The organism is Streptomyces ficellus, from assembly GCF_009739905.1.
Taxonomy (GTDB): Bacteria; Actinomycetota; Actinomycetes; order Streptomycetales; family Streptomycetaceae; genus Streptomyces; species Streptomyces ficellus_A.
In genome coordinates, this window is record NZ_CP034279.1 from 1,839,225 (window position 1) to 1,863,744 (window position 24,520).

The 24,520-nt window shown below is 73.8% G+C and carries 19 protein-coding genes; 10 read left to right on the forward strand and 9 right to left on the reverse strand.

What is annotated here, in order from left to right; translation table 11 throughout:
• Nucleotides 1-151 precede the first annotated feature (151 nt).
• The 6 genes from EIZ62_RS07885 (at nt 152) to EIZ62_RS07910 (ending at nt 8,971) form a co-directional block, all read left to right on the forward strand.
• Nucleotides 152-3,112 carry an SCO5717 family growth-regulating ATPase gene (locus tag EIZ62_RS07885; protein WP_156691998.1) on the forward strand — a complete coding sequence of 987 codons (2,961 nt, stop codon included), beginning with the start codon at nt 152-154 and terminating at the stop codon, nt 3,110-3,112.
• A gap of 180 nt (nt 3,113-3,292) precedes the next feature.
• Nucleotides 3,293-5,110, forward strand: coding sequence for an ABC transporter substrate-binding protein (locus EIZ62_RS07890; protein ID WP_156691999.1), 1,818 nt, complete (start codon nt 3,293-3,295; stop codon nt 5,108-5,110).
• Nucleotides 5,111-5,143: 33 nt separating this feature from the next.
• On the forward strand, nt 5,144-6,145 hold the full coding sequence (locus EIZ62_RS07895) for an ABC transporter permease (RefSeq protein ID WP_208828178.1): 1,002 nt from the start codon (nt 5,144-5,146) through the stop codon (nt 6,143-6,145).
• Nucleotides 6,142-7,041, forward strand: coding sequence for an ABC transporter permease (locus EIZ62_RS07900; RefSeq protein ID WP_156692000.1), 900 nt, complete (start codon nt 6,142-6,144; stop codon nt 7,039-7,041). The genes EIZ62_RS07895 and EIZ62_RS07900 overlap by 4 nt, the downstream gene beginning before the upstream one ends.
• Nucleotides 7,038-8,006: an ABC transporter ATP-binding protein gene (locus tag EIZ62_RS07905; protein WP_156692001.1), complete on the forward strand. Its 969-nt coding sequence runs from the start codon at nt 7,038-7,040 to the stop codon at nt 8,004-8,006. Before EIZ62_RS07900 ends, EIZ62_RS07905 begins: the two co-directional genes overlap by 4 nt.
• Nucleotides 8,003-8,971, forward strand: a complete 969-nt coding sequence (locus EIZ62_RS07910) for an ABC transporter ATP-binding protein (protein ID WP_156692002.1) — start codon at nt 8,003-8,005, stop codon at nt 8,969-8,971. The genes EIZ62_RS07905 and EIZ62_RS07910 overlap by 4 nt, the downstream gene beginning before the upstream one ends.
• A gap of 325 nt (nt 8,972-9,296) precedes the next feature.
• On the opposite strand, the gene EIZ62_RS07915 is transcribed toward EIZ62_RS07910, so the two are convergent.
• The 9 genes from EIZ62_RS07915 to rimP form a co-directional block, all read right to left on the reverse strand.
• Complete coding sequence (locus EIZ62_RS07915) at nt 9,297-10,241, reverse strand: bifunctional riboflavin kinase/FAD synthetase (RefSeq protein ID WP_156692003.1); 945 nt, start codon at nt 10,239-10,241, stop codon at nt 9,297-9,299.
• A gap of 42 nt (nt 10,242-10,283) precedes the next feature.
• Nucleotides 10,284-13,847 (reverse strand): S1 family peptidase, encoded by a 3,564-nt coding sequence (locus tag EIZ62_RS07920; protein ID WP_156692004.1) that lies wholly within the window; start codon nt 13,845-13,847, stop codon nt 10,284-10,286.
• Between the two features lie 482 nt (nt 13,848-14,329).
• Nucleotides 14,330-15,229 carry a tRNA pseudouridine(55) synthase TruB gene (gene truB, locus EIZ62_RS07925; RefSeq protein ID WP_156692005.1) on the reverse strand — a complete coding sequence of 300 codons (900 nt, stop codon included), beginning with the start codon at nt 15,227-15,229 and terminating at the stop codon, nt 14,330-14,332.
• Entirely contained in the window at nt 15,226-15,696 is a 471-nt protein-coding gene (gene rbfA, locus EIZ62_RS07930) for a 30S ribosome-binding factor RbfA (protein WP_156692006.1), read from the reverse strand. Before rbfA ends, truB begins: the two co-directional genes overlap by 4 nt.
• A gap of 59 nt (nt 15,697-15,755) precedes the next feature.
• Nucleotides 15,756-16,049 (reverse strand): DUF503 domain-containing protein, encoded by a 294-nt coding sequence (locus EIZ62_RS07935; RefSeq protein WP_156692007.1) that lies wholly within the window; start codon nt 16,047-16,049, stop codon nt 15,756-15,758.
• Between the two features lie 138 nt (nt 16,050-16,187).
• Nucleotides 16,188-19,241: a translation initiation factor IF-2 gene (infB, locus tag EIZ62_RS07940; protein ID WP_156692008.1), complete on the reverse strand. Its 3,054-nt coding sequence runs from the start codon at nt 19,239-19,241 to the stop codon at nt 16,188-16,190.
• 148 nt (nt 19,242-19,389) lie between these two features.
• A complete protein-coding gene (locus tag EIZ62_RS07945; RefSeq protein WP_156692009.1) occupies nt 19,390-19,668 on the reverse strand; it encodes a YlxR family protein in 279 nt (92 codons plus the stop codon).
• Between the two features lie 118 nt (nt 19,669-19,786).
• Nucleotides 19,787-20,785 (reverse strand): transcription termination factor NusA, encoded by a 999-nt coding sequence (gene nusA / locus EIZ62_RS07950; protein ID WP_156692010.1) that lies wholly within the window; start codon nt 20,783-20,785, stop codon nt 19,787-19,789.
• Between the two features lie 2 nt (nt 20,786-20,787).
• On the reverse strand, nt 20,788-21,285 hold the full coding sequence (rimP, locus tag EIZ62_RS07955) for a ribosome maturation factor RimP (protein WP_156692011.1): 498 nt from the start codon (nt 21,283-21,285) through the stop codon (nt 20,788-20,790).
• Between the two features lie 173 nt (nt 21,286-21,458).
• Here rimP and EIZ62_RS07960 point away from each other — a divergent pair, with 173 nt between their 5' ends.
• The 4 genes from EIZ62_RS07960 to EIZ62_RS07975 all read left to right on the forward strand — a co-directional run bounded on the left by EIZ62_RS07960 (nt 21,459) and on the right by EIZ62_RS07975 (nt 24,470).
• A complete protein-coding gene (locus tag EIZ62_RS07960) occupies nt 21,459-22,004 on the forward strand; it encodes a hypothetical protein (RefSeq protein WP_156692012.1) in 546 nt (181 codons plus the stop codon).
• Nucleotides 22,001-22,456 (forward strand): ferritin-like domain-containing protein, encoded by a 456-nt coding sequence (locus EIZ62_RS07965; protein WP_156692013.1) that lies wholly within the window; start codon nt 22,001-22,003, stop codon nt 22,454-22,456. The genes EIZ62_RS07960 and EIZ62_RS07965 overlap by 4 nt, the downstream gene beginning before the upstream one ends.
• 68 nt (nt 22,457-22,524) lie before the next feature.
• Entirely contained in the window at nt 22,525-23,418 is an 894-nt protein-coding gene (locus EIZ62_RS07970; RefSeq protein ID WP_156692014.1) for an aminoglycoside phosphotransferase family protein, read from the forward strand.
• 107 nt (nt 23,419-23,525) lie between these two features.
• Entirely contained in the window at nt 23,526-24,470 is a 945-nt protein-coding gene (locus EIZ62_RS07975) for a slipin family protein (RefSeq protein WP_156692015.1), read from the forward strand.
• Nucleotides 24,471-24,520: the final 50 nt, after the last annotated feature.

Here is a 24,520-nt window from a genome sequence, read left to right on the forward strand (position 1 = left end):
GGGCGGGTGGTGTTGGCGATTAGGGTGGGTGGGGGCGCGGTACGGCCGGCGGTGATGCCGCCGCGCCCCCGGGGGAGAGCCGGGCCGATCGGAACAACGGTGGCCCCCACCCACGACGGCACAAGGGTGCTCGACCACACCAGGAGGCAAAGTGAACGGCGATCGGGACGACATCCACGGGAGCTGGAACATTCCCGTCGAGGAGTCCGACGCGGATCCCGCCGAGATGACGGGTGAGTTCACCATCGACTACACCCCGCCCGCCTGGTACACGCAGAACGCGGGTGACACGTCGGGCGGCGGGACGCCTGCCACACCTGCCACGCCTCCCCCGCCGCCGCACGGGGCGACGCCGGTGGCCGTGCCGGGGCCGCCGCCCGCGCCGCACGACGGCGGCTTCGAGTCGAACTGGACGCCGGACGCCCCCGTTGCGCCCGTTGTGCCCAATGCGTCCGATGGGTCCGGTACGCCGGCCCCGGCGGCGCCCGCCGAGCCCGCACCCGTACCGGAGGCGCCGGCCCCGCCTGCCGCTCCCCCCACTCCCCCCGCCGCGGCCCCGGTCGCCGCCACCGAGCCCGCGGAGACGTCCGCGCCCGCGGACGAGGCACCGCAGCCCTTCGGGGGCGGGGACGTGGAGAGCGGCGCGACCATGCGCTTCTCCCCGGCCGCGCTGAAGCGCGAGATGGCCGAGATCGCGGAGCGCGAGGCGGCGAAGTCGGCGGCGGCCGAGGGTTCGTCCGCGAACTCCGGGGACCCCGGCGACTCCGAGGCCCCGTCGGACGCTGCCGCCGGCAGCACCGGGACGGACGCCTCCGAAGGGACGGCCGCCGAGACGGGCGCGGCCGAAGCCGGCGCGGACGCCCCGGTGGAGGAGCCGACGGACGGCACCCCCGACACGGTGACCGACCCGGCACCCCAGGACCCCGCACCCCAGCCCACCCCGCCGCAGGACGCCCCACCGCAGGGCACCGCCCCCCAGGACGCCGTTCCGCAGGACACCCCGCCGCAGGACACTCCGCCGCCCGCCCCCGAGCAGGTGCAGGCGCAGGCAGCCGCGCCCGCGCAGGCTCAGCCGCCCGTGCCCGAGGCGGTGCAGCCGTGGGCGGCCGCACCCGCGCAGGTGCCCGGCCAGCAGGGCGCCGAGCTACCGCCGCTGCCGCCCGCGTTCCAGCCGGCCGCGCCGGCGGGTGCGCCGCAGTGGCCCGCCCCGCAGGTCCCGTCACCGGAGCAGCAGGTCCCGTCCGCCCCCGCACAGGCCCAGCCGCCCGCCGCACCGCTGCCCCCGCAGGCCGGGTACGGCTTCCCGCACCCCGGCCAGCCCCAGGCACAGCCCCAGGCGCAGCCCGCGGGCGGCTACGGGTTCCCCCAGCCCGGCCAGCCCCAGGGCGGGTACGGCTTCCCCCACCCGGGGCAGCCGCAGCCGGTGCAGCAGCCGTCGCAGCCCGGGCCCAGCGGTGCGCTGCCTCCGCAGGCTCCGGCACCGCAGGCTCCGGCCCCCCAGGGCGGGTACGGGTTCCCGCAGCAGCCCCACCCCGGGCAGCCGAACCCGCACCAGCCCCACCCGCAGCACCCGCAGCACCCGCACCACCCGCACCAGGCGCAGCCCCACCAGCCCCAGCCGCCCCACCTCCAGCAGCCGGACGCTCCGCAGCCGAACGCCCCGCAGCCGCCCGTCGACCCGCGGACCGGCGCCGCCTGGCCGACGTCCGTCCAGCACGACCAGCGCGAGCGGTCCGTACCGGGAGCGCCGCTCGGCTACACGGCGGCCGTCGAGCTGTCGTCCGACCGCCTGCTGCGCAACAACAAGCAGAAGGCCAAGTCCAGCCGCAACCCCTCCGCCGCCAACCGCTTCAAGCTCGGCGGCAAGAAGGAGGAGGCGGAGCGGCAGCGCAAGCTCGAACTGATCCGTACGCCGGTGCTGTCGTGCTACCGGATCGCCGTCATCTCGCTCAAGGGCGGCGTCGGCAAGACCACGACGACCACCGCCCTCGGCGCGACCCTGGCGACCGAGCGGCAGGACAAGATCCTCGCGATCGACGCCAACCCGGACGCCGGTACGCTCGGCCGCCGCGTGCGCCGCGAGACCGGGGCCACGATCCGCGACCTCGTCCAGGCCATCCCGTACCTGAACTCGTACATGGACATCCGCCGCTTCACCTCGCAGGCGCCCTCCGGTCTGGAGATCATCGCCAACGACGTGGACCCGGCCGTCTCGACGACGTTCAACGACGAGGACTACCGGCGCGCGATCGACGTGCTGGGCAAGCAGTACCCGGTCATCCTCACCGACTCCGGGACGGGTCTGCTCTACAGCGCGATGCGCGGTGTGCTGGACCTCGCGGACCAGCTGATCATCATCTCGACCCCCTCGGTCGACGGTGCGTCGAGCGCGTCGACCACGCTCGACTGGCTGTCCGCGCACGGCTACGCGGACCTGGTGCAGCGTTCCATCACGGTGATCTCGGGTGTCCGGGAGACCGGAAAGATGATCAAGGTCGACGACATCGTGCAGCACTTCGAGACACGCTGCCGCGGTGTGATCGTGGTGCCCTTCGACGAGCACCTGTCCGCGGGCGCGGAGGTGGACCTCGACATGATGCGGCCGAAGACGCGCGAGGCGTACTTCAACCTCTCCGCGATGGTCGCCGAGGACTTCGCCCGGGCGCAGCAGGCGCAAGGGCTGTGGACCGGCGACGGACAGGGCTCCGTGCCTCCGCAGATGGCGCCGCCGGTACCGGGACAGCAGCCCGTACCCGGTCAGCAGCCGATGCCGGGGCAGCAGCCGATGCCCGGGCAGCCGTACCCGGGCCAGCAGCCGTACCCGGGGCAGCCGTACGCGCCGCAGCAGCCCGGCGTACCGCCGCAGGGCTGGCAGCCGTACCAGCAGCCGGGCCAGCCCATGCCCCCGGCGCAGAACGCGCCGAACGCGCAGCACCCCCCGCAACACCAGCACCCCCAGGCACCCCAAGCTCCCCAGGCACCCCACTCCCCCCAGCACCCCCAGCCCCAACCCACACAGAATCCTCACCCGCAGCAGCAGCCGCACCCCGGGTGGCCGCAGCAGCAGCCCCCGCAGCAGCCTCCGCAGGCGCCGCCAGCCCCTCAGCAGTAGCGCGTCAGAGGATTGGACCAATGAGGGCCCGCACCGTTGTCCACGGTGCGGGCCCTCGCCCTATTCCCCCTGCACAGAACGCTTCTGACGCACCGTCGACGCTCCGTTGACGCGGCTCGTTCTCCGCTGGTACACCTCCTTCACCAGCTGGCGCCCCAAGATCGACGCGAGGTCAACCTCATGGTCACCATGGCTCCACACCGCTCCCTCCGCGTGTTTCTCGCCTCAGGCATAGCCGCCACCTCACTCGCCCTCGGCCATCCGGCGCAGGCGGACGAGGGGGACGGGAGCAAGGACAAGTCCGTCCTCACCGTCGCCGTGTCGCAGAGTGTGGATTCCCTGAGCCCGTTCCTCGCCCAGCGGCTGGTCTCCACCAGCATCCACCGGCTGACCTACGAGTACCTCACCAACTACGACGCGAAGGACGCCCGCACCATCCCGGGCCTCGCCACCGCCTGGAAGCCGTCGCCGGACAAACTGACGTGGACGTACACCATCCGCGACGACTCCACGTGGTCCGACGGCAAGCAGGCCACGGCCGAGGACGCCGCCTGGACGTTCAACACGATGATGACGGACGAGAACGCCGCCACCGCCAACGGCAGCTTCACCGCCAACTTCGAGCGGGTCACCGCGCCCGATCCGCGCACGCTCGTCATCAAGCTGAAGAAGCCGCAGGCGACGATGACCGCCCTCGACGTGCCGATCGTCCCCAAGCACATCTGGGAGAAGGTCGGGGACTTCTCGAAGTTCAACAACGACAAGCAGTTCCCGATCGTCGGGAACGGACCGTTCGTCATCACCGACTACAAGGTCGACCAGTACGTGAAGCTCGAACCCAACAAGAGCTTCTGGCGCGGTGCGCCGAAGTTCGACGAGCTGGTGCTGCGCTACTACAAGGACGGTGACGCCGCCGTCGCCGCCCTGCGCAAGGGCGAGGTCTCCTTCGTGCCGAACCTCACCCCCGCCCAGGCCGCGTCGCTGAAGTCGGCCGGGAACATCAGGGTGAACGACGCGCCCGGCCGCCGCTTCTTCGCCCTCGCCACCAACCCGGGCGCACGCGCGCGGGACGGGAAGAAGTTCGGCAGCGGTCACCCCGCCCTGCTCGACCCGGCGGTGCGCAGGGCGCTGTTCCAGGCCGTCGACCGGGAGACGATCGTCGAGAAGGTCTTCCAGGGCCACGCCGTGGAGGGCGAGGGCTACATCCCGCCGCGCTTCGGCACGTACTTCTGGAAGCCGGCACCCGCGCAGAAGGTCAGCCACGACCCCGCCGCCGCCGCGCGGCTCCTCGACCGGGCCGGATACCGCGAGAACGGCAGCGGCAAGCGCGTCGGCAAGGACGGCAGGCCGCTCGACTTCCGCATCCTGTGCCACGCCACCGACCCCCACGACAAGGCGGTCGGCAAGTACCTCCAGGAGTGGTGGGGCGAGCTGGGCATCGGACTGAAGGTCGACTGCCTGGACAACGTCTCCGACCCGTGGGCCAAGGGCGACTACGACCTCGCCTTCGACGGCTGGTCCGTCAACCCCGACCCCGACTTCGTCCTGTCCATCCACACCTGCGCGGCGCTGCCCGCCACCCCCAAGGACACCGGCGCCACCGACAACTTCATCTGCGACAAGAAGTACGACGAGCTGTACGCCAAGCAGGCGGTCGAGTACGACCCCGCCGCACGCGCCGACCTCGTGCGCCAGTTGCAGTCGCGGCTGTACGACACGGGGTACATGAACGTCATGGCGTACCCCAACGCGGTGGAGGCCTACCGCACCGACCAGATCAAGTCGATCACCACGATGCCGTCGGACGGCGGCAACATCTACGGCCAGGACGGCTACTGGAGCTGGTGGTCCGCCGAGCCGGCCACCGGCGGCACGGGTGACGACGGCGGCGCGCCCACCGGCATGTGGATCGGGATCGGGGCCGCAGCGGTCGTCCTCGTCGCCGTGGCCGCCGGGGTCGCCGTACGCCGCCGCTCCACCGCCGACGACCGCGAGTAGCCGGTGACGACGACGGTCGGCCCGCCCGCCGAGGTGGCGCGGCGCCCGGGCACCACGACGAGCGGCTATCCGCGCTACCTGGCGGGCAAGCTGGGCGGCGCGGCGGTCTCCCTGTTCGCCGTGCTCGTCACCAGCTTCTTCCTCTTCCGTATCGTCCCCGGCGACCCGGTCAGGGCCATGACGCACGGCATGCCGACCTCCGCCGAGCAAATGGCCACCCTGCGCAGGCAGTTCGGCCTCGACCTGCCGCTGTGGCAGCAGTTCACCGACTACTGCGGCAAGGCCCTGACCGGCGACCTCGGCACGTCGTACCAGTTCCGCGCACCCGTGGGCGAACTGATCGCGCACAAGCTCCCGGCGACGCTCCTGCTCACCGGTGTGGCCGTCGTCCTCTACTCGGCGATCGGTCTGTGGCTCGGCACCCGTTCCGCGTGGCGCCACGGCAGCCCCGGCGACAGGCTGCACACCGGCGTGGCGCTGACCCTCTGGTCGGTCCCGTCGTTCTGGCTCGGGCTGCTGCTCATCATCGTCTTCTCGGTGGGCGTCGGCCCGGTCCCCGGCATGTTCCCGACGGGCGGGATGGAGTCCGGCACCGAGACGGGCTTCGGTCACGTCCTCGACGTCGCCCACCACATGGTGCTGCCCGTCCTCACGCTGGTCGCCGTCGGATACGCGCAGACGCTGCTGGTGATGCGCGCCTCGCTGCTCGACGAGATGGGCGGCGACTACCTGACGACCGCCCGGGCGAAGGGCCTGCGCGACGACCTCGTACGCCGCCGGCACGCCGTACCCAACGCCCTGCTGCCCACCGTCACCATGATCTTCATCAACCTGGGGCACGTGGCGGCCGGGTCGATCCTCGTCGAGACGGTGTTCTCCTGGCCGGGCCTCGGCGGACTGTTCTACCAGGCGCTGTCCGTGCCGGACCTCCCGCTCGTCCAGGGGCTGTTCGTGGTGTTCGCCGGCGCGATGATCGTGATGAACCTCCTCGCCGACCTGCTGTACCCGCTGCTCGACCCCCGGGTGGGCCGATGACCTCCACACCGCGCACCTCCCTCTCCTGGGCCCGGCGACGGGAGTCGGCCGCCCGCTTCTGGCGCCAGTACCGCCGGCAGCGCGCCGGGCTGTACGGACTCGGCGCCCTCGCCCTCATCGCACTGGCCGCGCTCGCCGCGCCCCTCCTGGTCGGCGGGGACGTGCAGAGCGTGACCGACGCGCCCGGCACGGCGCTGGAGTCACCGAGCACCCGATTCCCGCTCGGCACCGACCAGTTCGGGCGCCCCCTGCTGGGCCTCCTCGTCTGGGGCGCCCGCATCTCCCTCACCGTGGGACTGCTCGCGGCGGCGCTCTCCGTCGCCATCGGCACCCTGATCGGCGTCCTCGCCGGCCACTACGGCGGCTGGTTCTCGACGGTCGTCATGCGCGTCACCGACTGGTTCCTGGTGATGCCGTCGCTCGTGCTGGCGATCGTGCTGGCCACCGTCATGTCGCGGAGCATGTGGACGGTGATCCTGGCCATCGGCATCGCCAGCTGGCCCACCACCGCGCGCCTGGTCCGCGCCCAGACGATCGCGGTGGAGTCCCGCCCGTACATCGAGCGCGCCACGGCGCTCGGCGGCGGCCACGGGCACGTCATGCGCCGCCACGTCCTGCCCAACGTCATGCCGCTGGTCCTGTCGCAGACCACCCTGTGCATCTCCACGGCGATCCTCACCGAGGCCACCCTCGCGTTCCTCGGCCTGGGCGACCCCACGGTCGTCTCCTGGGGCGGCATGCTCCAGGACGCGCGCGAGGCGGGCGCCGTCTCCTCCGGGCACTGGTGGTACCTGGCCCCGCCCGGGATCGCGATCGCGGTGGTCGCCCTCGCCTTCACCCTGTGCGGGCGGGCGATCGAGTCCGTGCTCAACCCGAGGCTGGGGGTGGGGCGTTGAGCCTCCTCACGATCAGGGACCTGCACATCACCTACGGCGCGGGACCCACCGCCGTCCCCGCCGTCCGCGGAGTGGACCTCACCGTCGACCCCGGCCGCAAGCTCGGCATCGCGGGTGAGTCGGGATGCGGCAAGTCGACACTCGCCCTGGCGATGCTCCGCCTGCTGCCCGCGACCGCCCGACTGAGCGGCGAGATCCTGCTGGACGGCGAGGACGTCCTGACCATGAAGTGGGGCCGGCTACGCGCCGTGCGGTGGGCGGGCGCGTCCATCGTGTTCCAGGGCGCCATGCACTCGCTCAACGCCGTGCACCGCGTCGGCGACCAGATCGCCGAGCCGCTCCTCGTCCACCGGCAGGCCTCAGCGGCCGCCGCCCGCAAACGGGTGGGTGCCCTGCTGGAACAGGTCGGGCTGCCCCCTTCCCGCGCCTCCGCCTACCCCCACGAGCTGTCCGGCGGCCAGCGCCAGCGCGTGATGATCGCGATGGCCCTGGCCTGCGACCCCCGGCTGATCGTGGCGGACGAACCGACGACCGCGCTCGACGTGATGATCCAGGCGCAGATCCTGCGGCTGCTGGAACGCCTCGTCACCGAGCAGGACATCAGCCTCGTCATGATCAGCCACGACCTCGCCGTCCTCGCCGACACGTGCGACCGCCTCGCGGTGATGTACGCCGGACGGATCGTCGAGGAGGGCCCGGCCCGTGACGTGTACGACGCGGCCCGGCACCCCTACGGGCGCGCCCTGTCCGCCGCCTTCCCCCGCATCGGCGACCCGGCCTCCCGGCTCGCCCCGCGCGGCCTGCCCGGCGACCCGCCCGACCCCGCCGCCCTGCCGCCCGGCTGTACGTTCCACCCGCGCTGCCCGTCCGCCCTGGAGACGTGCCGGTCCGAGGACCCGCCCCTCGTCCAGGCGGCCCCCGGGCACCGCGCCGCCTGCGTCCTGACGCCCGGGAGCCCCGCGTGAAGCCCCTCCTCACCGCCTCCGGCCTGCACATCACCTTCCCCGCCCGGCGCGGCGCCCCGCCCGCCCGTGCCGTGGACGGGGTCGACCTCGACATCGGCGCCGGGGAGATCGTCGCACTCGTCGGCGAGTCCGGCTGCGGCAAGACGACCCTGGCCCGCTCCCTGCTGGGCCTGGTCCGCCCCACGTCCGGCTCGGTGACGTTCGGCGGCGCGCCCCTCTCGTACCGGAGCGGCGCCCTCAAGGCGTACCGCCGGCGCGTGCAGCTCGTCCTCCAGGACCCGAGCGGCTCGCTCAACCCGCGGCACACCGTGTACGACGCGGTCGCCGAGGGCCTGCGGATCCACGGCTCGCCGGGCGACGAACGCACGGCCGTCGCGTCCGCCCTCGCCCGCGCCGGCCTGCGGCCCCCGGAACGCTTCTTCCTGCGCTACCCGCACGAACTGTCCGGCGGCCAGCGGCAGCGGGTCGTCATCGCCGGCGCGCTGGTCCTCGAACCCGAACTCATCGTCGCGGACGAGCCGGTGGCGTCCCTCGACGCCTCGGTACGCGGCGAGATCCTCGCCCTCCTGCTCCGGCTGCGCGACGAGCTGGGCCTGTCCGCGCTGGTCGTGACGCACGACCTGGGCCTGGCGTGGAACATCGCCGACCGGGTGGCGGTGATGTACCTGGGCCGGATCGTCGAGACCGGCACGGTCGAGGAGGTCCTGTCGGCCCCCCGCCACCCGTACACCCAGGCGCTCCTCTCGGTCCTCCCCGAGTCGCCCGTCCCACCCGTCGTCCTCGCGGGCGAGCCCCCGGACCCGTCCCGCGTCCCGCCGGGCTGCCGCTTCCACGCGCGCTGCCAGGTCCTGGCGTCGGGCGAGGCGGACCGCGCGGGCCTCGCCTCGGCGTGTCGTACGCGGGACCTCCCGGTCCTCGACGGCCGCGGCCGCGCGGCGGCGTGCCACGTCCACGGCACGCCCTGACCGGCACCCACCGTCCCGCACCCGGCGACGCACCCGGGGCGGGGCCGTGCAGGGTCGCCCCCGCAGGGGACCGGCGGCGCAAGTTCGGCTCCCCTACTCGTAACCGAAGGCCGCCGGCCCCGAGGAGGCGAGCCCGGAGGGGCCACGCCCCCACCCACCGACCGGCACCGGCCCGAGGCACCGCCCCAGGGCGAACCGAGAACAGGCACCGCCCCGGTCCCGTTGTGCCCACCCTCCCCCAAGCTCTCGGCTTCGCTCGAGCAGGGGGGACCCCCATCGTCCTGCGGAACGACTGCCCACAACGAGACCGGCGGAACGACTTGGCCTACCGGCCGGAGGTGAGGTCGCGGCAGCGCTTGACGTCCGCGCCGATCGCTTCCAGCAGCGCTTCGATCGACGCGAACTTCTCCTGGCCCCGTACGTACGCCAGGAAGTCGACCGCGACGTGCAGCCCGTACAGGTCGAGGCCGACGCGGTCGATGGCGTAGGCCTCGACGGTCCGCTCCGTGCCGTCGAACTGCGGGTTCGTACCGACGGAGATCGCGGCCGGCATGCGCTCGCCCGCCGCCGTGAGCCAGCCGGCGTACACACCGTCCGCGGGGACGGCCGTGTGCGGCAGGGTCTCGACGTTCGCGGTCGGGTAGCCCAGCTCGCGACCGCGCTGGGCGCCGCGGACGACGACGCCCTCGACGCGGTGGGGCCGGCCGAGGATCTCGGCGGCGCCCTCGACGTCGCCCTCGGCGACCAGCCGCCGGGTCAGGGTGGACGAGAAGGGCTCGCCGCCGCCCGCTTCACCGCGGACGTACAGGTCGACGACCTCGACCTCGTAGTCGTATGTGCCGCCCATCTCGCGCAGGAAGTCCACGTTGCCCGCCGCCTTGTGGCCGAAGCGGAAGTTCGGGCCTTCGATGACGGCGCGGGCGTGCAGCTTGTCGACGAGGACCTTGACGATGAAGTCGGCGGGCGACAGCTGCGAGAACTCGGCCGTGAACGGCAGGACGAGCACGGCGTCGACGCCGAGGCCGGCCATCAGCTCGGCGCGCCGGTGGTGCGGGGCGAGCAGCGGCGGGTGGCTGCCGGGGCGGACGACCTCCGAGGGGTGCGGGTCGAAGGTGACGACGACCGCAGGTACGCCCAGCTCGCGCGCGCGTTCGACGGCCCGGCCGATGATCAGCTGGTGTCCGCGGTGGACTCCGTCGTAGGAGCCGATGGTGACGACGCTGCGCCCCCAGTCCTGGGGGATGTCCTCCAAGCCACGCCAGCGCTGCACTGTGACCGCTCCTCGCCCGAACCCGTGTACGTCATTGACCTCTTACGCAGGTCTAAGACTGCCATGCCCGAGGCTCCCGGCCCGCATCGGCATCGGATGGACCGGCGGATGGACCGAGGGGTGAGCGGGCGGACGCACCGGCGGGTGGTCGGGCCCGCCCAGGTTCTCGACGGTGCGGCGGGCGCTGGGGCCGACCACGAAGGCCCAGTCCGCGGGGGCCTGCCGCAGCCATCCGGCGACCAGTTCCGCGAATCCGGGCGCCTCGCGGGCGAGCTCGACGAGCCGCCGGTCGAAGCAGGTCGCGCCCTCGGGGGTGCGGACGAGGAGCAGCCCGGTGCGGTGGACGAGCTCACGGGTGCGTGCCTCGGGCCGCCGCCCGGCGCCGAGGGCGGCCGCCCGCAGCAGCGCGTCGAGCACGGCGAGGTCGCGGCGCTCGTACTGCTCGTACTCCAGGAGTACGTCGAGGAGCTCGTCCCGCAGGGGGCGCGACGCGCGGGTGCCGGGTGCCGCGAGGACGGGGGCGAGTGCGCCGCGGACCTCCACGGGGCAGCCCCGCAGCAGGTCGCTGACGAGCGGGAAGAGCACGGCGCGGGCGGAGGGGCCCTGCTCGAGGCGCCGGTCGACGTAGTGGGCGGCGTGGGCGGCGCCGTCGGGGTGGTGGTGGACGTAGGCGCGGACGAGCGCGGCGGCGCGGCGGGCGAGGGCGGGTGTGCGGACGGCGGCGAGTTCCTCCAGTACGGCGCCGGCGTCCGGCCCGCCGGCCAGGAGCCGGGCGCGGAAGGCGGCGAGGACCGGCTCGGGGTGGGTGGTGAGGGCGGCGGCGAGGGTGCTCGGGGGCAGCCCGGGGTCGCCGGCCCGGAAGGCGGCCAGGGCCTGGCGGAGGTGGTGGCCGCGGCTGTGCCGGTCGGTCACCAGGAGGCCGAGGGCCGTGCCGTGCAGGGCTTGGTCGCCGGGGCGGGCGAGGAGGGCGAGTGCGGCGTACCGGAGCAGCTCGCGGTCGGTGTCGGTGGTGGCGTGGGCGGCGGCCACCCTGCCGTACGCGGCGGCGGCGACGCGGCGGCCGGGCCGGGTGTCGTCGTGGGCCCACCGGTCGACGGCCCGGCACAGCGCGGCGGGCTCGTCCTCGGCGAGGGTGGCGAGCAGTTCGTCGGCGCGGGGGTGGGCGGTGGTGACGAGCGCCTCGCACAGGTCGTCGACGGCCAGGTCGCGGTGGGTGTAGAGCAGGGCCTGCGCGGCGCCGGCGACGGTCGGCCGCACCTGGGCGCCGGGTTGTGCGGGCAGCGGCCGCTCGTCGGTGAACCAGCGGCACAGCAGGGGTTGTACGCCGCGGGGGTCGACGGCGAGGCGTACGGCGACGGCGTCAAGATAGCGGGGCTGGTCGCGTGTGCCGGGCGGCCCGTCGGCGGGTACGAGGCGCCGCAGCAGGTCGACGCGGTCGTCCTCGCCGAGCCGGAGCCGTTCCCAGAACCAGGGCCCGAACTCCTCGAATCCAGGCCCGGACTCCGCGAGGCCCCCGCCGTGGCCCGCCGCGGTGGTGAGGCGTTCCGCGAGGAGTCGCAGCACGCCCAGACAGGGCCGTACGTCGGGGAGTCTGAGGAGGGTTTCGGCGAGGAGCCGGCTCGCCCACCAGGCGGCGTCGGCGTCAGCGGGCCGGTCGAGGGCGTCGACCAGGCCCTCCAGGCGGGTGGCCAGGGCGGCGGGTCCGTGGACGCGGTCGAGGAGCAGCAGTGCCTGGAGGACGGGGCCCATCCGGTGGCGCGGGACGGGCAGGGCCTGCGGGGCGTCGCGGTGGACGAGTGCGTCGAGTGCCGCGTCGAGGTCCAGGTGGGCGCCCTGGATCCAGTCGCCGACCTCTTCGTGGGCGAAGCGGTAGCCGCCGCCGGCCGGGACGAGGAGGCCCTCCGTGAGGACGGCGGCGGCCCATCCGGTCGCCCAGGGGAACAGTTCCTCGAAGGCCTCCCGGTCGAGCTCCCCCTGGCCGGGCCCGAGGCAGCGGCGGGCGGCCTCGTGGACGCGGCCCGCGGCCCGGGCGGCGAGCCGCCGTACCGCGGTGCCGCGCAGCGGGGGCCGGGACGCGGCGGCGACGCGGACGGCGATCCGCAGGCAGGTCAGGTCGAGGTGGGCGGCGAACACCTCGTGCCGCCCGGACCGCCCGGGTACGCCGCCTGGTTCGTCGCCGGGTTCGCCGCCGGGTTCGCCGCCGGGTTCGCCGCCGGGCAGGGCGTCGCGTACGTCGGCGAGGAGCCGCAGCGCCAGGGGGTGCCGGGCGTCGTCGGCGGCGAGGGCGTCGACGGGCAGTCCGTGGTGTTCGCGCACCCTCCGGGCCTCACGCCCGGACAGGTCGCCGATGCGCAGCGCGTCGGGGAGCCGCCACGCGGGGCGCCCGGGCCGGTACAGAGCCCCGGCGGGGTAGAGGGCGCCGGCCTGTTCCCAGTGTTCGGGGCGGCAGGCGACGACGAGCCGGACGTGGTGGGCGCGGAGCCAGGCGACGGTCCCGGTGGTCCATTCGGCGAGCCGGTGCGCCAGGAGGGGCGGCATCTCCTCCGGGGAGTCGAGGAGGACGAACAGGGGGCGGCCCCAGTCGCGGGCGAGGCGTGCCACCCGTGCGGGTGTGGCGGTGCCCATGTCGCCGGGCGCGCCGGAGCAGGCGACGATCCGGCCGGCCTGCCGCAGGGCCCGTGTGACCGCGTCGGCGAGGGAGGTGTCGTCGGCGCGCAGGTCGGCGCCGCGCAGCCGGAGGGTGGGGGCGGGTGCCTCGTCGCGGGCGCGGCGGTGGGCGAGGGCGCGCAGTTCGGTGGTGCGGCCGCTGCCGGGGTCGCCGACGAGGGCGAACGCCACGGCGTCCGACCCGGCGAACGTGTCGAGTTCCCGGGTGACGGCGCGCCGTTCGACCGGTTCGGGGCAGGCGCCGGGTCCGCCCGGGGGCGTGCCGGTGGTGGCGGTGAGGTGGAGCGCGCCGGCGAGGTTCAGGTCGTCGCCGTACGCGGGGACGGTGGCGGCGTTGCGGCGCAGCAGCGCGGCGAGCGGCCCGTCGGGCGTGGCGGCGGCGATCCGCGCGAGCGGTACGGCGAGCCCGGCGGCCCGGTGCCCGGCGTGCAGCGCGGTGCCGAGCACGCCGAGCACCGTGCCGGTCTCGGCGTCCAGCACGGGCCCGCCCGCGGCTTCTCCGCCGAGCCTGAGCGCCTCGCGCCCCTCGGTGCCGATGGCGAGCTCCAGCGCGTCACCGAGGAGGTGGAACCGGTCGGCCGCCGTGTAGGTCACCCGCGCGGTGCCGAGCACCCGCGCCTCGCGCCAGCCCCGGGCGGCGATCCGTACGTACGTCCCCTCCTCGACCCGCCCCCGGCCGGCGACCGGCAGCGGTTCGACGGCGAGCCCCTCGGTGCGGATGAGCGCCAGGTCGGCCTCGGGCAGCGGGACGATCGCGTCGCCCTCGGCCACGAAGCCCCGCTCGTCGCCCGGTGCGCGCACCACGACCCGTACGAGCCCGTCCACGGCTTCGTGGCTGGTGACGACCGTGCCCTCGTGATCGGCGACGAAGCCGGCCCCGCGGGTCCGGCCCGCCGGATCAGAGATCCGCACCAGCGTCGCCCGTTCCCCGCGTTCCATGGTTCGACGGTAGGACGGTGTTGATCACCACGAGAAGGACGCCGGGGAAAAGCGCCCCCGAGTGCTCCCGCCATTCACTCCGAGCGCCTGGCCAACCGGGTGAATCCGGTGTCCCGGGCGGATAGACCCTTGAAGAGGGGGATCGTGGAGCGGGCGGGGGGTGTCCCGGCCCGGAGACCGGCAACCACCCGCTGCCCGCTCCACGATGAATCCCCAGGTCCGGCCCGCAGCCCCACCACCGGCCCCGACCGGTGGCGTCCGCCGGCCGACCGAGCTGAACCGGGCGCACAGGACCACGCCGTACCGAGCCGAGCCGGACCAAGCCGGGTCCCACCAAGCCGAGCCGGACCCAGGCGCGCCGGACCAGCCGGGCCGAGCCGGGCCCAGGCGCGCGGGCCGAGCCGGGCCCGGCCCACCGGGCCGAGCCCGAACCCGGCCCGCCCGTGGGCGTGAGCCCAAGAACGCGCCCGTCCCCGTCCCCGTCAGCCGAAGACGGCCAGGCTCTTCGCCTTGCCGTTCTTCTCCTCGACCAGCGCCAGGAACCGGCCCTCCGGGCCGAAGACGGCGACCGGGGCCGTGTCGTACGCGGGCATGTCCAGGCGTACGCCGTTCAGGAGGAGCTTGGCGCGTCGTTCGTCGACGTCCCAGCGGGGGAACGCCGCCGCGGCGGCGTCGGCGATCGGCATGACGGTCAGCTCCTCCTGGAGCTGGTCCAGCGTCCGCGCGGTGTCCAGTTTGTACGGGCCGACGCGGGTGCGCCGGAGCGCGGTGAGGTGGCCGCCGACGCCCAGCCCGGCGCCGATGTCGCGGGCGAGGGCGCGGATGTAGGTGCCGGAGGAGCAGACGACCGAGACGACGAGGTCGACGACGGGGGTGCCGTCCTCCGCGACGGCGTCGCGCATGTCGTACACCCGGAAGGAGGAGACGGTCACCGGGCGGGCCGGGATGTCGAACTCCTCGCCGCCCCGGACGCGGGCGTACGACCGCTTGCCGTCGATCTTGATGGCGCTGACCTTGGACGGCACCTGCATGATGTCGCCGGTGAGCTTGGCGACCTCCGCGTCGACGGCTTCGCGGGTGACCCGGGAGGCGTCGGTGGACGAGGTGATCTCGCCCTCCGCGTCGTCGGTGACGGTGTCCTGGCCGAGGCGGATGGTGCCGAGGTACTCCTTCTCGGTCAGTGCGAGGTGACCGAGGAGCTTGGTGGCCTTCTCGACGCCGAGGACCAGTACGCCGGTCGCCATCGGGTCGAGCGTCCCCGCGTGTCCGACGCGGCGGGTCCGGGCGATCCCGCGCATCTTGGCGACGACGTCGTGCGAAGTGAAGCCCGACGGCTTGTCGACGATGACAAGCCCGTCGGGCGTCCTGTTGTGCTGTGTCATTCCGAGGCTTCGCCCTCGCGCCCGTGCCCGTCCTCGTCCTCGGACTCGTCCTCCGGCTTGCGGTACGGGTCCGCCTCGCCGGCGTAGGTCTTGCCGGTCGACACCTCGCGCACTTCCTCGTCCTTGGCCCGGGCCTTGTGGAGCAGGTCCTCGATGGTGCGGGCGTTGTCCGGGAGGGCGTCCGGCACGAAGGTCAGGGTGGGCGTGAAGCGGACACCGGTCTGCTTGCCCACCTCGGAGCGCAGGATGCCCTTGGCGGACTCCAGGGCCGCCGCCGAGGCGGCCCGCTCCTCCTCGTCGCCGTAGACCGTGTAGAAGACCGTGGCCTCCCGCAGGTCGCCGGTGACGCGGGCGTCCGTGATGGTCACGAAGCCCAGTCGCGGATCCTTGATACGCCGGTCCAGGGTCTCCGCGACCACGACCTGGATGCGATCGGCCAGCTTGCGGGCCCGCGCGTTGTCGGCCACCGGTCCTTCTCCTCTTTCGTCCTACGTTCGTCACTCATGCCGCAGCGCGGCACGCGCTTTCAGTCTTCATCGGTGTGCATGCGCCGTCGTACCGACAGCAGCTCCACCTCGGGCCGGCCGGCGACCATGCGCTCGCACCGGTCCAGCACGTCCGTCAGGTGCCCGACGTCCCCGGACACCACCGCGAGACCGATCCGGGCCCGCCGGTGGAGGTTCTGGGAGTCGGTCTCCGCCACGCTCACCGCGAACTTCCGCTGGAGTTCCGCGACGATCGGGCGGACGACGGAGCGCTTCTCCTTCAGCGACCGTACGTCGCCGAGGAGCAGGTCGAAGGACAGGGTCCCCACGTACATGTGTGCCCGGATGTCCCGCCGGTTCGGGTTCAGTGCCCCGCCAACCGCTTGGCAGGGACACCAAGAACCGTACACGCAACGGCCGGGGCCGATCGACGGAAATACTTCCGCCGACCGGCCCCGGCTGCCGCTGCTGGATCAGCCGCGCGGCTTCTCGCGCATCTCGTACGTCGCGATGACGTCGTCGATCTTGATGTCGTTGAAGTTTCCGAGGTTGATACCGCCCTCGAAGCCTTCGCGGATCTCGGTGACGTCGTCCTTGAACCGGCGCAGACCCTCGATGTTGAGGTTCTCCGCGATGACCTTGCCGTCGCGGATGAGGCGCGCCTTGGTGTTGCGCTTGACCTCGCCGGAACGGATGAGGACACCCGCGATGTTGCCCAGCTTGGACGAGCGGAAGACCTCGCGGATCTCCGCCGTACCGAGCTCGACCTCTTCGTACTCCGGCTTGAGCATGCCCTTGAGGGCCGCCTCGATCTCCTCGATGGCCTGGTAGATCACCGAGTAGTACCGGACGTCGACGCCCTCGCGCTCCGCCATCTGCGCGGCACGGCCGGCCGCGCGGACGTTGAAGCCGATGACGATGGCGTCGGAGCCCATCGCCAGGTCGATGTCCGACTCCGTGACCGCACCGACACCGCGGTGCAGGACGCGGATGTCGACCTCTTCGCCGACGTCGAGCTGGAGCAGCGACGACTCGAGCGCCTCGACGGAACCGGAAGCGTCACCCTTGATGATGAGGTTGAGCTGCTGGATCTCGCCGGCCTTGAGCACCTTGTCCAGGTCCTCGAGGGAGACGCGGCGCACGCGCTTGGCGAACGCGGCGTTCCGCTCGCGGGCGGCACGCTTCTCGGCGATCTGACGGGCCGTACGGTCCTCGTCGACCACCAGGAAGTTGTCGCCGGCGCCCGGGACGTTGGTGAGGCCGAGGACGAGGACCGGGGTCGAGGGACCCGCCTCTTCCACGTTCTCGCCCTTGTCGTCGAGCATGGCGCGGACGCGGCCGTAGGCGTCGCCCGCGACCATCGTGTCGCCGACCCGCAGGGTGCCTCGCTGGACCAGGACGGTCGCGACGGCGCCGCGGCCCTTGTCCAGGTGGGCCTCGATGGCGATGCCCTGCGCGTCCTGCTCCGGGTTGGCCCGCAGGTCGAGCGAGGCGTCGGCCGTCAGGATCACGGCCTCCAGCAGGGAGTCGATGTGCAGACCCTGCTTGGCGGAGATGTCGACGAACATGGTGTCGCCGCCGTACTCCTCGGCCACCAGGCCGTACTCGGTCAGCTGACCGCGCACCTTGACCGGGTCGGCACCCTCGACGTCGATCTTGTTGACCGCGACCACGATCGGCACGTCGGCCGCCTTGGCGTGGTTCAGCGCCTCGATCGTCTGGGGCATCACACCGTCGTTGGCCGCGACCACGAGGATCGCGATGTCGGTGGACTTCGCACCACGGGCACGCATGGCGGTGAACGCCTCGTGACCCGGGGTGTCGATGAAGGTGATCTTGCGGTCCTCGCCGTTGACCTCGGTGGCGACCTGGTACGCACCGATGTGCTGCGTGATGCCGCCGGCCTCGCCCGCGACGACGTTCGTCTTGCGGATCGCGTCCAGCAGTCGGGTCTTACCGTGGTCGACGTGACCCATGACGGTCACGACCGGCGGACGGGACGCGAGGTTCTCCTCGCCGCCCTCGTCCTCGCCCCACTCGAGGTCGAAGGACTCGAGCAGCTCGCGGTCCTCCTCCTCGGGGCTGACGATCTGAACCTGGTAGTTCATCTCGTCGCCGAGCAGCTGCAGCGTCTCGTCGGAGACGGACTGCGTGGCGGTGACCATCTCGCCGAGGTTCATCATGACCGCGACGAGCGACGCCGGGTTGGCGTTGATCTTCTCCGCGAAGTCGGTGAGGGACGCACCGCGCGACAGGCGAACGGTCTCGCCGTTGCCGCGGGGCAGCATCACGCCGCCGACCGACGGGGCCTGCATGGCCTCGTACTCCTGGCGCCTCTGCCGCTTCGACTTGCGGCCACGACGCGCCGGACCGCCGGGACGGCCGAACGCGCCCTGCGTGCCACCACGGCCACCGGGGCCGCCGGGTCGGCCACCGAAGCCGGGACGACCGCCGAAGCCGCCGCCACCGCCACCGGGACCACCGGGACGACCGCCGCCACCGCCGCCGGGACGGCCGGCGAAGCCGCCGCCACCGCCGCCGGGACCGGCCGGACGACCTGCGAAGCCGCCACCGGGACGACCGGCGCCGCCGGGACGGCCACCGCCGCCACCGGGACCACGACCGCCACCGGGGCCACCGCCGGGGCGGGGACCGGCAGCCGGACGCTGCGGCATCATGCCCGGGTTCGGGCGGTTGCCGCCGGGGCCACCGCCCGGACGCGGGGCCTGCGGACGGGGCATGCCGCCCGGGGTCGGGCGGGGACCGCCGGGACCGGCCTGCGGACGGGGACCGCCCTGACCGGCGCCCTGCGGACGCGGACCACCCGGGGCACCGGGGCCACCGGGACGCGGGGCACCGCCCGGACGGGGCGCCTGCGGGCGCGCCATGCCGGTGGAGCCACCAGAGGTGAACGGGTTGTTGCCCGGGCGCGGGCCCGCGGGACGCGGGGCACCCGGACGGGGGGCCTGGCGCTCGCCACCGGGGCGCGGGGCGCCGCCGGGGCGGCCGCCGCGCTCGCCGCCCTGACCGCGCTCGCCCTGGGGGCGGCCGGCGGGACGGGGACCGGGCGTGGCACCGGGCCGGGGACCGGCGGCCGGGGCCGACGGGGGCGCGGTGAACTCCGGGTTGGCCGGAGCCGGCGAGGCGGGCGCCGGCTTGGGCGCCGCCGCGGGCTTCGGACCCGGGGTGGGCCGCGGGCCGGGGGCCGGCGCCGCGGGCTTCTCGGCCGCCGCCGGCTTCGGCGCGGGTGCGCCGGGCTTCGGGGCGGCGGGACGTGCCGCCTGCGCCGGGGAGGGCGCGGCGGGCTTGGCAGGCGCGGCCTTGCGGGGCGCGCCGGGCTTCGCTGCGGACTTGCCGGCGTTGCCGCCGGGCCCCTGCAGCGCGTCGGTCAGTTTGCGTACAACCGGCGCTTCGATGGTCGAAGACGCCGAACGGACGAATTCACCGAGTTCCTGGAGCTTGGCCATGACGACCTTGCTCTCCACACCGAACTCCTTGGCGAGTTCGTATACCCGGACCTTAGCCACTTCGCTCCTTTTAGGTCCGGGTTACCGCCGGACCGTCGCTACTTCATGGGCGTACTCATCGCGTACTCATCGAGTGCTCATCGCAATCTCGACCTACTTCCAACTCGCGAGGTACCTGACCGCACGGTGTTCCGTGCCGTACTTCTTCTTACGGTGCCGACTGCTCGATGTACCGGCGGACGTCCGCCAGGTCGAGCGGTCCCTGGACCCTGAGGGCCCTGGGGAACGCCCGGCGGCGGACCGCCAGGTCGAGACAGACCGAGGCGGGATGCACATAAGCACCCCGGCCGGGCAGCGTACCGCGTGGATCGGGGGCGCACTCGCCCTTGATCAACACGATCCGCAGCAGATCGCGCTTGGCCGCTCGCTCCCGGCACCCCACACAGGTTCGCTCAGGGCAGGCGCGGGCATGCGTCCGGCCAGACACGTTTAAGTCTACCTCCCCGCACCGACCTCACCCCTTTGGGGCAAGAATCGAACGGTTGTTGTCGTGATCTCGCCATAGCGCAACGTGACCATGGCGGGTTCTTGTTCCCCGTAGCGGGTCAGCCCTGGTCGTCGGCCGGCTGCTCGGTGTCCGGGCGGATGTCGATCCGCCAGCCGGTCAGGCGCGCGGCCAGGCGGGCGTTCTGCCCCTCCTTGCCGATGGCCAGCGACAGCTGGTAGTCCGGCACGGTCACCCGGGCGGACCGGGCACCGAGGTCGACGACCTCCACCTTGGACACCCGGGCCGGGGACAGCGCGTTGGCGACCATCTCGGCCGGGTCGTCCGACCAGTCGACGATGTCGATCTTCTCGCCGTGCAGCTCGGCCATCACGTTCCGTACCCGGCTGCCCATCGGGCCGATGCAGGCGCCCTTGGGGTTCAGGCCCGAACGGGTGGACCTGACCGCGATCTTGGTGCGGTGTCCGGCCTCGCGGGCGATCGCCGCGATCTCGACGGAACCGTCCGCGATCTCCGGGACCTCCAGCGCGAACAGCTTCTTCACCAGATTGGGATGCGTACGCGAAAGGGTGACGGACGGACCGCGCACGCCCTTGGCGACCCGGACCACGTAGGTCCGCAGCCGCAGGCCGTGGGTGTAGTCCTCGCCCGGCACCTGCTCCTGCACCGGCAGGATCGCCTCGAGCTTGTCGTCCAGCTTCACCAGGACGTTCTTCGGGTCCTTGCCCTGCTGCACCTGGCCGGCCACGATGTCGCCCTCGCGGCGGGCGTACTCGCCGAACGTCACGTCGTTCTCGGCGTCGCGCAGCCGCTGCTGGATGACCTGGCGGGCGGTGCTCGCCGCGATGCGGCCGAAGTCCGACGGCGTGTCGTCGAACTCCTTGGGCTCCTGCCCCTCCTCCAGGTCCGCCGGGTCCTCCTTCGCCCACACCGTCACGTGACCGGTCTGCCGGTCCAGCACGACACGGGCGTGGCGGCGGGCTCCCTCGGTGCGGTGATAGGCGATGAGGAGGGCCGACTCGATGGCCTCGACCAGCAGGTCGAAGGCGATCTCCTTCTCCTGTGCCAAGCCCCTCAGGAGCTTCACGTCGATGTCCACGGCTACGCCTCCTCTTCCTTCTTGTCCTTGCGGTTGAACTCGATCTCCACGCGCGCCTTCGCGATGTCCGGGAACGCGACGCGGCGGGCGGTGGGCTTGCGCCCCTTCACGCCCGGCACCTCGAGATCGAGGCCCTCGTCGTCCACGGAGAGGATGCGGGCCACCAGTTCGCCGCTCTCGTGCAGCTGGAACTTCACCAGGCGGCCGGTGGCGCGTACGTAGTGGCGGTGCTCGGTCAGCGGGCGGTCCGCGCCCGGCGAGCTGACTTCGAGGACGTACTCCTCGTCGCCCATCGCGTCCGTCTCGTCGAGCTTCTCGGAGATGGCGCGGCTCAGCTCGGCACAGGCGTCGAGCTCCACGCCCTCGTCCGAGTCCACGACGATCCTCAGCATCCGCCGCCGGCCCGCCCGGGACACCTCGATCTCCTCGAGGTCCAGGTCCTCTGCGCTGACCAGCGGTTCCAGCAGCCCGCGCAGCCTTTCGCTCTGGGTGGTGCTCATCCGGGTGACTCCTCGGCCGCGTGTGCTGTTGTGGGATCGTCGCGTGTCAGACCAAAGGGTATCCGGTCGCGGGGGGTGTTGCCGTCCACCTCCCGACGGGCCGCGGGTACGCTCGCCTGCGGTGATCTTCGGATCGTGCTGGTCATGGCGGTTCACGGCGGAAGGAGTGACGCGTGGGGTCCACGGGAACGACACGCAGACGCGCCCTCGTCGCGACGGGCGCGGTCGCCGCGGCCGGTGTGCTCGGCGCGTGCACACCCGGCGGACCGGGCGGTACGGGGACGGCCCCGGCGTCCGAGCGCGCCGCCGCCCGCGCCGAGGCCGCCCTGCGGCGCCGGTCGGCGGCGACGAGCACGGCGCTGCTGACCCGGTACGACGACGTCCTCGCCGCGCACCCCTCGCTGGCCGCCCGGCTGGCGCCGCTGCGCGCGGCCGTGGCGGCGCACGTCACGGCGCTCGCGCCGGGCGGCTCGCCCCCGGCCCCGAGCGCCCCGGCGGACGCCCCGGCCCGCGCGGGCGCCTCCACCGCCCCCTCCCCCGTGCCCGCCGACCCGGTCGCCGCCGTGGCGGAGCTGGCCGCGGCGGCACGGCGGGCCGCCGACGCGCACGCCGCGGCCCTGCTCGGCGCACCGCCCGAGTACGCGCGGCTGCTCGCGTCCGTCGCCGCCGCGAAGGCCACGCACGCGTACCTCCTGACCGGCGAGGGGAGCCCGGCATGAACGAGCAGGCGGCCGTGACCGGTGAGGCCCCGGACGGGAAGGCCCTCGAAGCCGCGCAGGCCGCGCTGGCCGCCGAGCACGCCGCGGTGTACGGGTACGGGGTCGTCGGCGGCCGGATCGGCGACACGCGCGCGGCGGAGGCGAGCGCCGCGTACGCCGCGCACCGGGCCCGGCGGGACGCGCTGGCGCGATCGGTCCGCGAGCTGGGCGGGAAGCCCGCCGCGTCCGCCGCCGCGTACACGCTGCCGTTCCCGGTGCCGGACGCGGCCGCGGCCGTACGGCTGGCCGCCGAACTGGAGGACCGCGTCGCGGGCGTCTACTCCGACCTCGTACGGGCCACGGACGGCCCGCTGCGGCGGGAGGCGGCGAGCGCGCTGCGGGAAGCAGCGGTGCGGGCGGTCCGCTGGCGCGGCACCGGCGTAGCCTTTCCTGGGCTCGCCGAGCGGAGCTGAGCCCGGTCCACGAGGAACGCGAGCCCCGGCCACTGTGAGCCGCGGCTCCGAGAGGGAACAACGCACGCATGGGTTTTGAAGCGCCACAGCGACTGGTGCGGGCACTCGGCGAGACGTACGGGGACGCGGCCGCCGGCGACTGGCTCGCCCGGCTGCCCGAGCTCGCCCGGGAGGCGGTGGACCTGCGGCGTCTGGACGTCGAGCGGGTCATCGCGCCGGGCGGGCGCAGCAGCCTGGTCGTGCTCGTCACGTTGCCGGACGGCACCCCCGCCGCGCTGAAGGTCGCGCCGCCGTTCGCCGCGCCCGACCTGGAGCGGGCGGCGCTCACGCACTGGGACGGCTGGGGCGCCGTGCGGCCGCTGGACGGCGCGGGTCCCGACCTGCTGCTGGAGCGGCTCCACACCGAGGTGAGCCTGCGCTCGCTGCCCGAGGCGAAGGCGCTGCTGGAGGCCGCGGGCACGGTGCGCAAGCTGTGGGTGGCGCCGGCCGAGGGCCACGGGTTCGAGTCGGTCGCCGAGCGGACCGCGCGGCAGGCGGAGGCGATGCGGGCGGCGAAGGACGCGGAGACGGCCGGGCTGGTGGCGGCGGCGCTCGACGCGCGGGACGGGCTCGTCGCCGACGCCCCGGAGGAGCTGCTGCTGCACGGCAACTTCCGCCAGGGCAAGGTGCTGGCCGGTGACCGGGCGCCGTGGCTGGCGGTCGGGCCGGAGCCGCTCGTCGGTGAGCGGGCGTACGACCTGGCCCGGCTGGTCCGGGACCGGGTCGAGGACCTCGTCGCGGCGGCGTCGGGCGCGGCGTCGGGCCGCCGCCGGGTGAACAAGCTGGCCGACTCGCTCGACGTGGACCGTGAGCGGCTGCGCGGGTGGACGCTGTTCCGGGCCGTGGAGTCGGGTACGCGGGCCCTCGCGGCGGGGCGGCGGCAGGACGGCGAGCTGCTGCTGGAGTTCGCCGGCTGGCTGTAGGGACGGCTCCCCCGCACTCCCCGTTCAGCCCTATAGGTGTTATCGCCCGATTGGTGCGATATTGGGCGTAAAGCATCCCTACCACCCGGTTGGACGGGAGGGCTGTCATGGTCGAGGAACTGCTGGTAACGGCGGCGGTGCTGGGGTCGGCCGCCCTCGTCTACGTCGCGGCGGCCGCCAAGGTCGTCAAGCAGTACGAGAAGGGCGTGGTCCTGCGCTTCGGCCGGCTCCGCAGCGGTGTGCGGGCACCGGGGTTCACCATGGTCGTCCCGTTCGTCGACCGGATGCACAAGGTGAACATGCAGATCGTCACCATGCCGGTGCCCGCCCAGGACGGCATCACCCGCGACAACGTCACAGTCAGGGTCGACGCGGTGATCTACTTCAAGGTCGTGGACGCCGCGGCGGCGATCATCCGGGTCGAGGACTACCGGTTCGCGGTCTCCCAGATCGCGCAGACCTCACTGCGCTCCATCATCGGCAAGAGCGACCTGGACGACCTGCTCTCCAACCGGGAGAAGCTCAACCAGGGGCTGGAGCTGATGATCGACAACCCGGCCGTCGAGTGGGGCGTGACCATCGACCGGGTCGAGATCAAGGACGTCTCGCTGCCGGAGACGATGAAGCGCTCCATGGCCCGCCAGGCCGAGGCCGACCGCGAGCGGCGGGCCCGGGTCATCAACGCGGACGCGGAGCTCCAGGCGTCGAAGAAGCTCGCCGAGGCGGCCGGTGTCATGTCGGACACCCCGTCCGCCCTCCAGCTGCGGCTGCTCCAGACCATCGTGGCCGTCGCCGCCGAGAAGAACTCCACGCTGGTGCTCCCGTTCCCGGTGGAGCTGCTGCGCTTCCTGGAGCGGGCCGCGCAGGACCCGTCGGCCTCGGCCTCGGCCTCGCCGGCCTCGCCGGACCGGCGGCACGCCGCCCCGGAGCAGCCGTCGCTGCACGTCCACGACCCCCACCTGCACGACCTGGTCGACGCGCCCCGCGAAACGGCAGCGGCGCCGGCGCCCCAGGTACGGGACGACGACGCCGGTACGGCGGGCTGCATCTGAGCGCGGAGCGCGACGGCGCGGAGCGCCACGGGCGCGGGCGGCTCGGAACG

Excerpts from the sequence above, each read along its gene's own strand:
- EIZ62_RS07920 (WP_156692004.1), bottom strand. The coding sequence starts at position 13,847 with ATGGAACGCGGGGAACGGGCGACGCTGGTGCGGATCTCTGATCCGGCG.
- truB (WP_156692005.1), bottom strand. The coding sequence starts at position 15,229 with ATGACACAGCACAACAGGACGCCCGACGGGCTTGTCATCGTCGACAAG.
- EIZ62_RS07970 (WP_156692014.1), top strand. The coding sequence starts at position 22,525 with ATGGGTTTTGAAGCGCCACAGCGACTGGTGCGGGCACTCGGCGAGACG.
- rimP (WP_156692011.1), bottom strand. The coding sequence starts at position 21,285 with ATGAGCACCACCCAGAGCGAAAGGCTGCGCGGGCTGCTGGAACCGCTG.
- EIZ62_RS07900 (WP_156692000.1), top strand. The coding sequence starts at position 6,142 with ATGACCTCCACACCGCGCACCTCCCTCTCCTGGGCCCGGCGACGGGAG.
- EIZ62_RS07935 (WP_156692007.1), bottom strand. The coding sequence starts at position 16,049 with ATGTACGTGGGGACCCTGTCCTTCGACCTGCTCCTCGGCGACGTACGG.
- EIZ62_RS07975 (WP_156692015.1), top strand. The coding sequence starts at position 23,526 with ATGGTCGAGGAACTGCTGGTAACGGCGGCGGTGCTGGGGTCGGCCGCC.
- EIZ62_RS07890 (WP_156691999.1), top strand. The coding sequence starts at position 3,293 with ATGGTCACCATGGCTCCACACCGCTCCCTCCGCGTGTTTCTCGCCTCA.
- EIZ62_RS07965 (WP_156692013.1), top strand. The coding sequence starts at position 22,001 with ATGAACGAGCAGGCGGCCGTGACCGGTGAGGCCCCGGACGGGAAGGCC.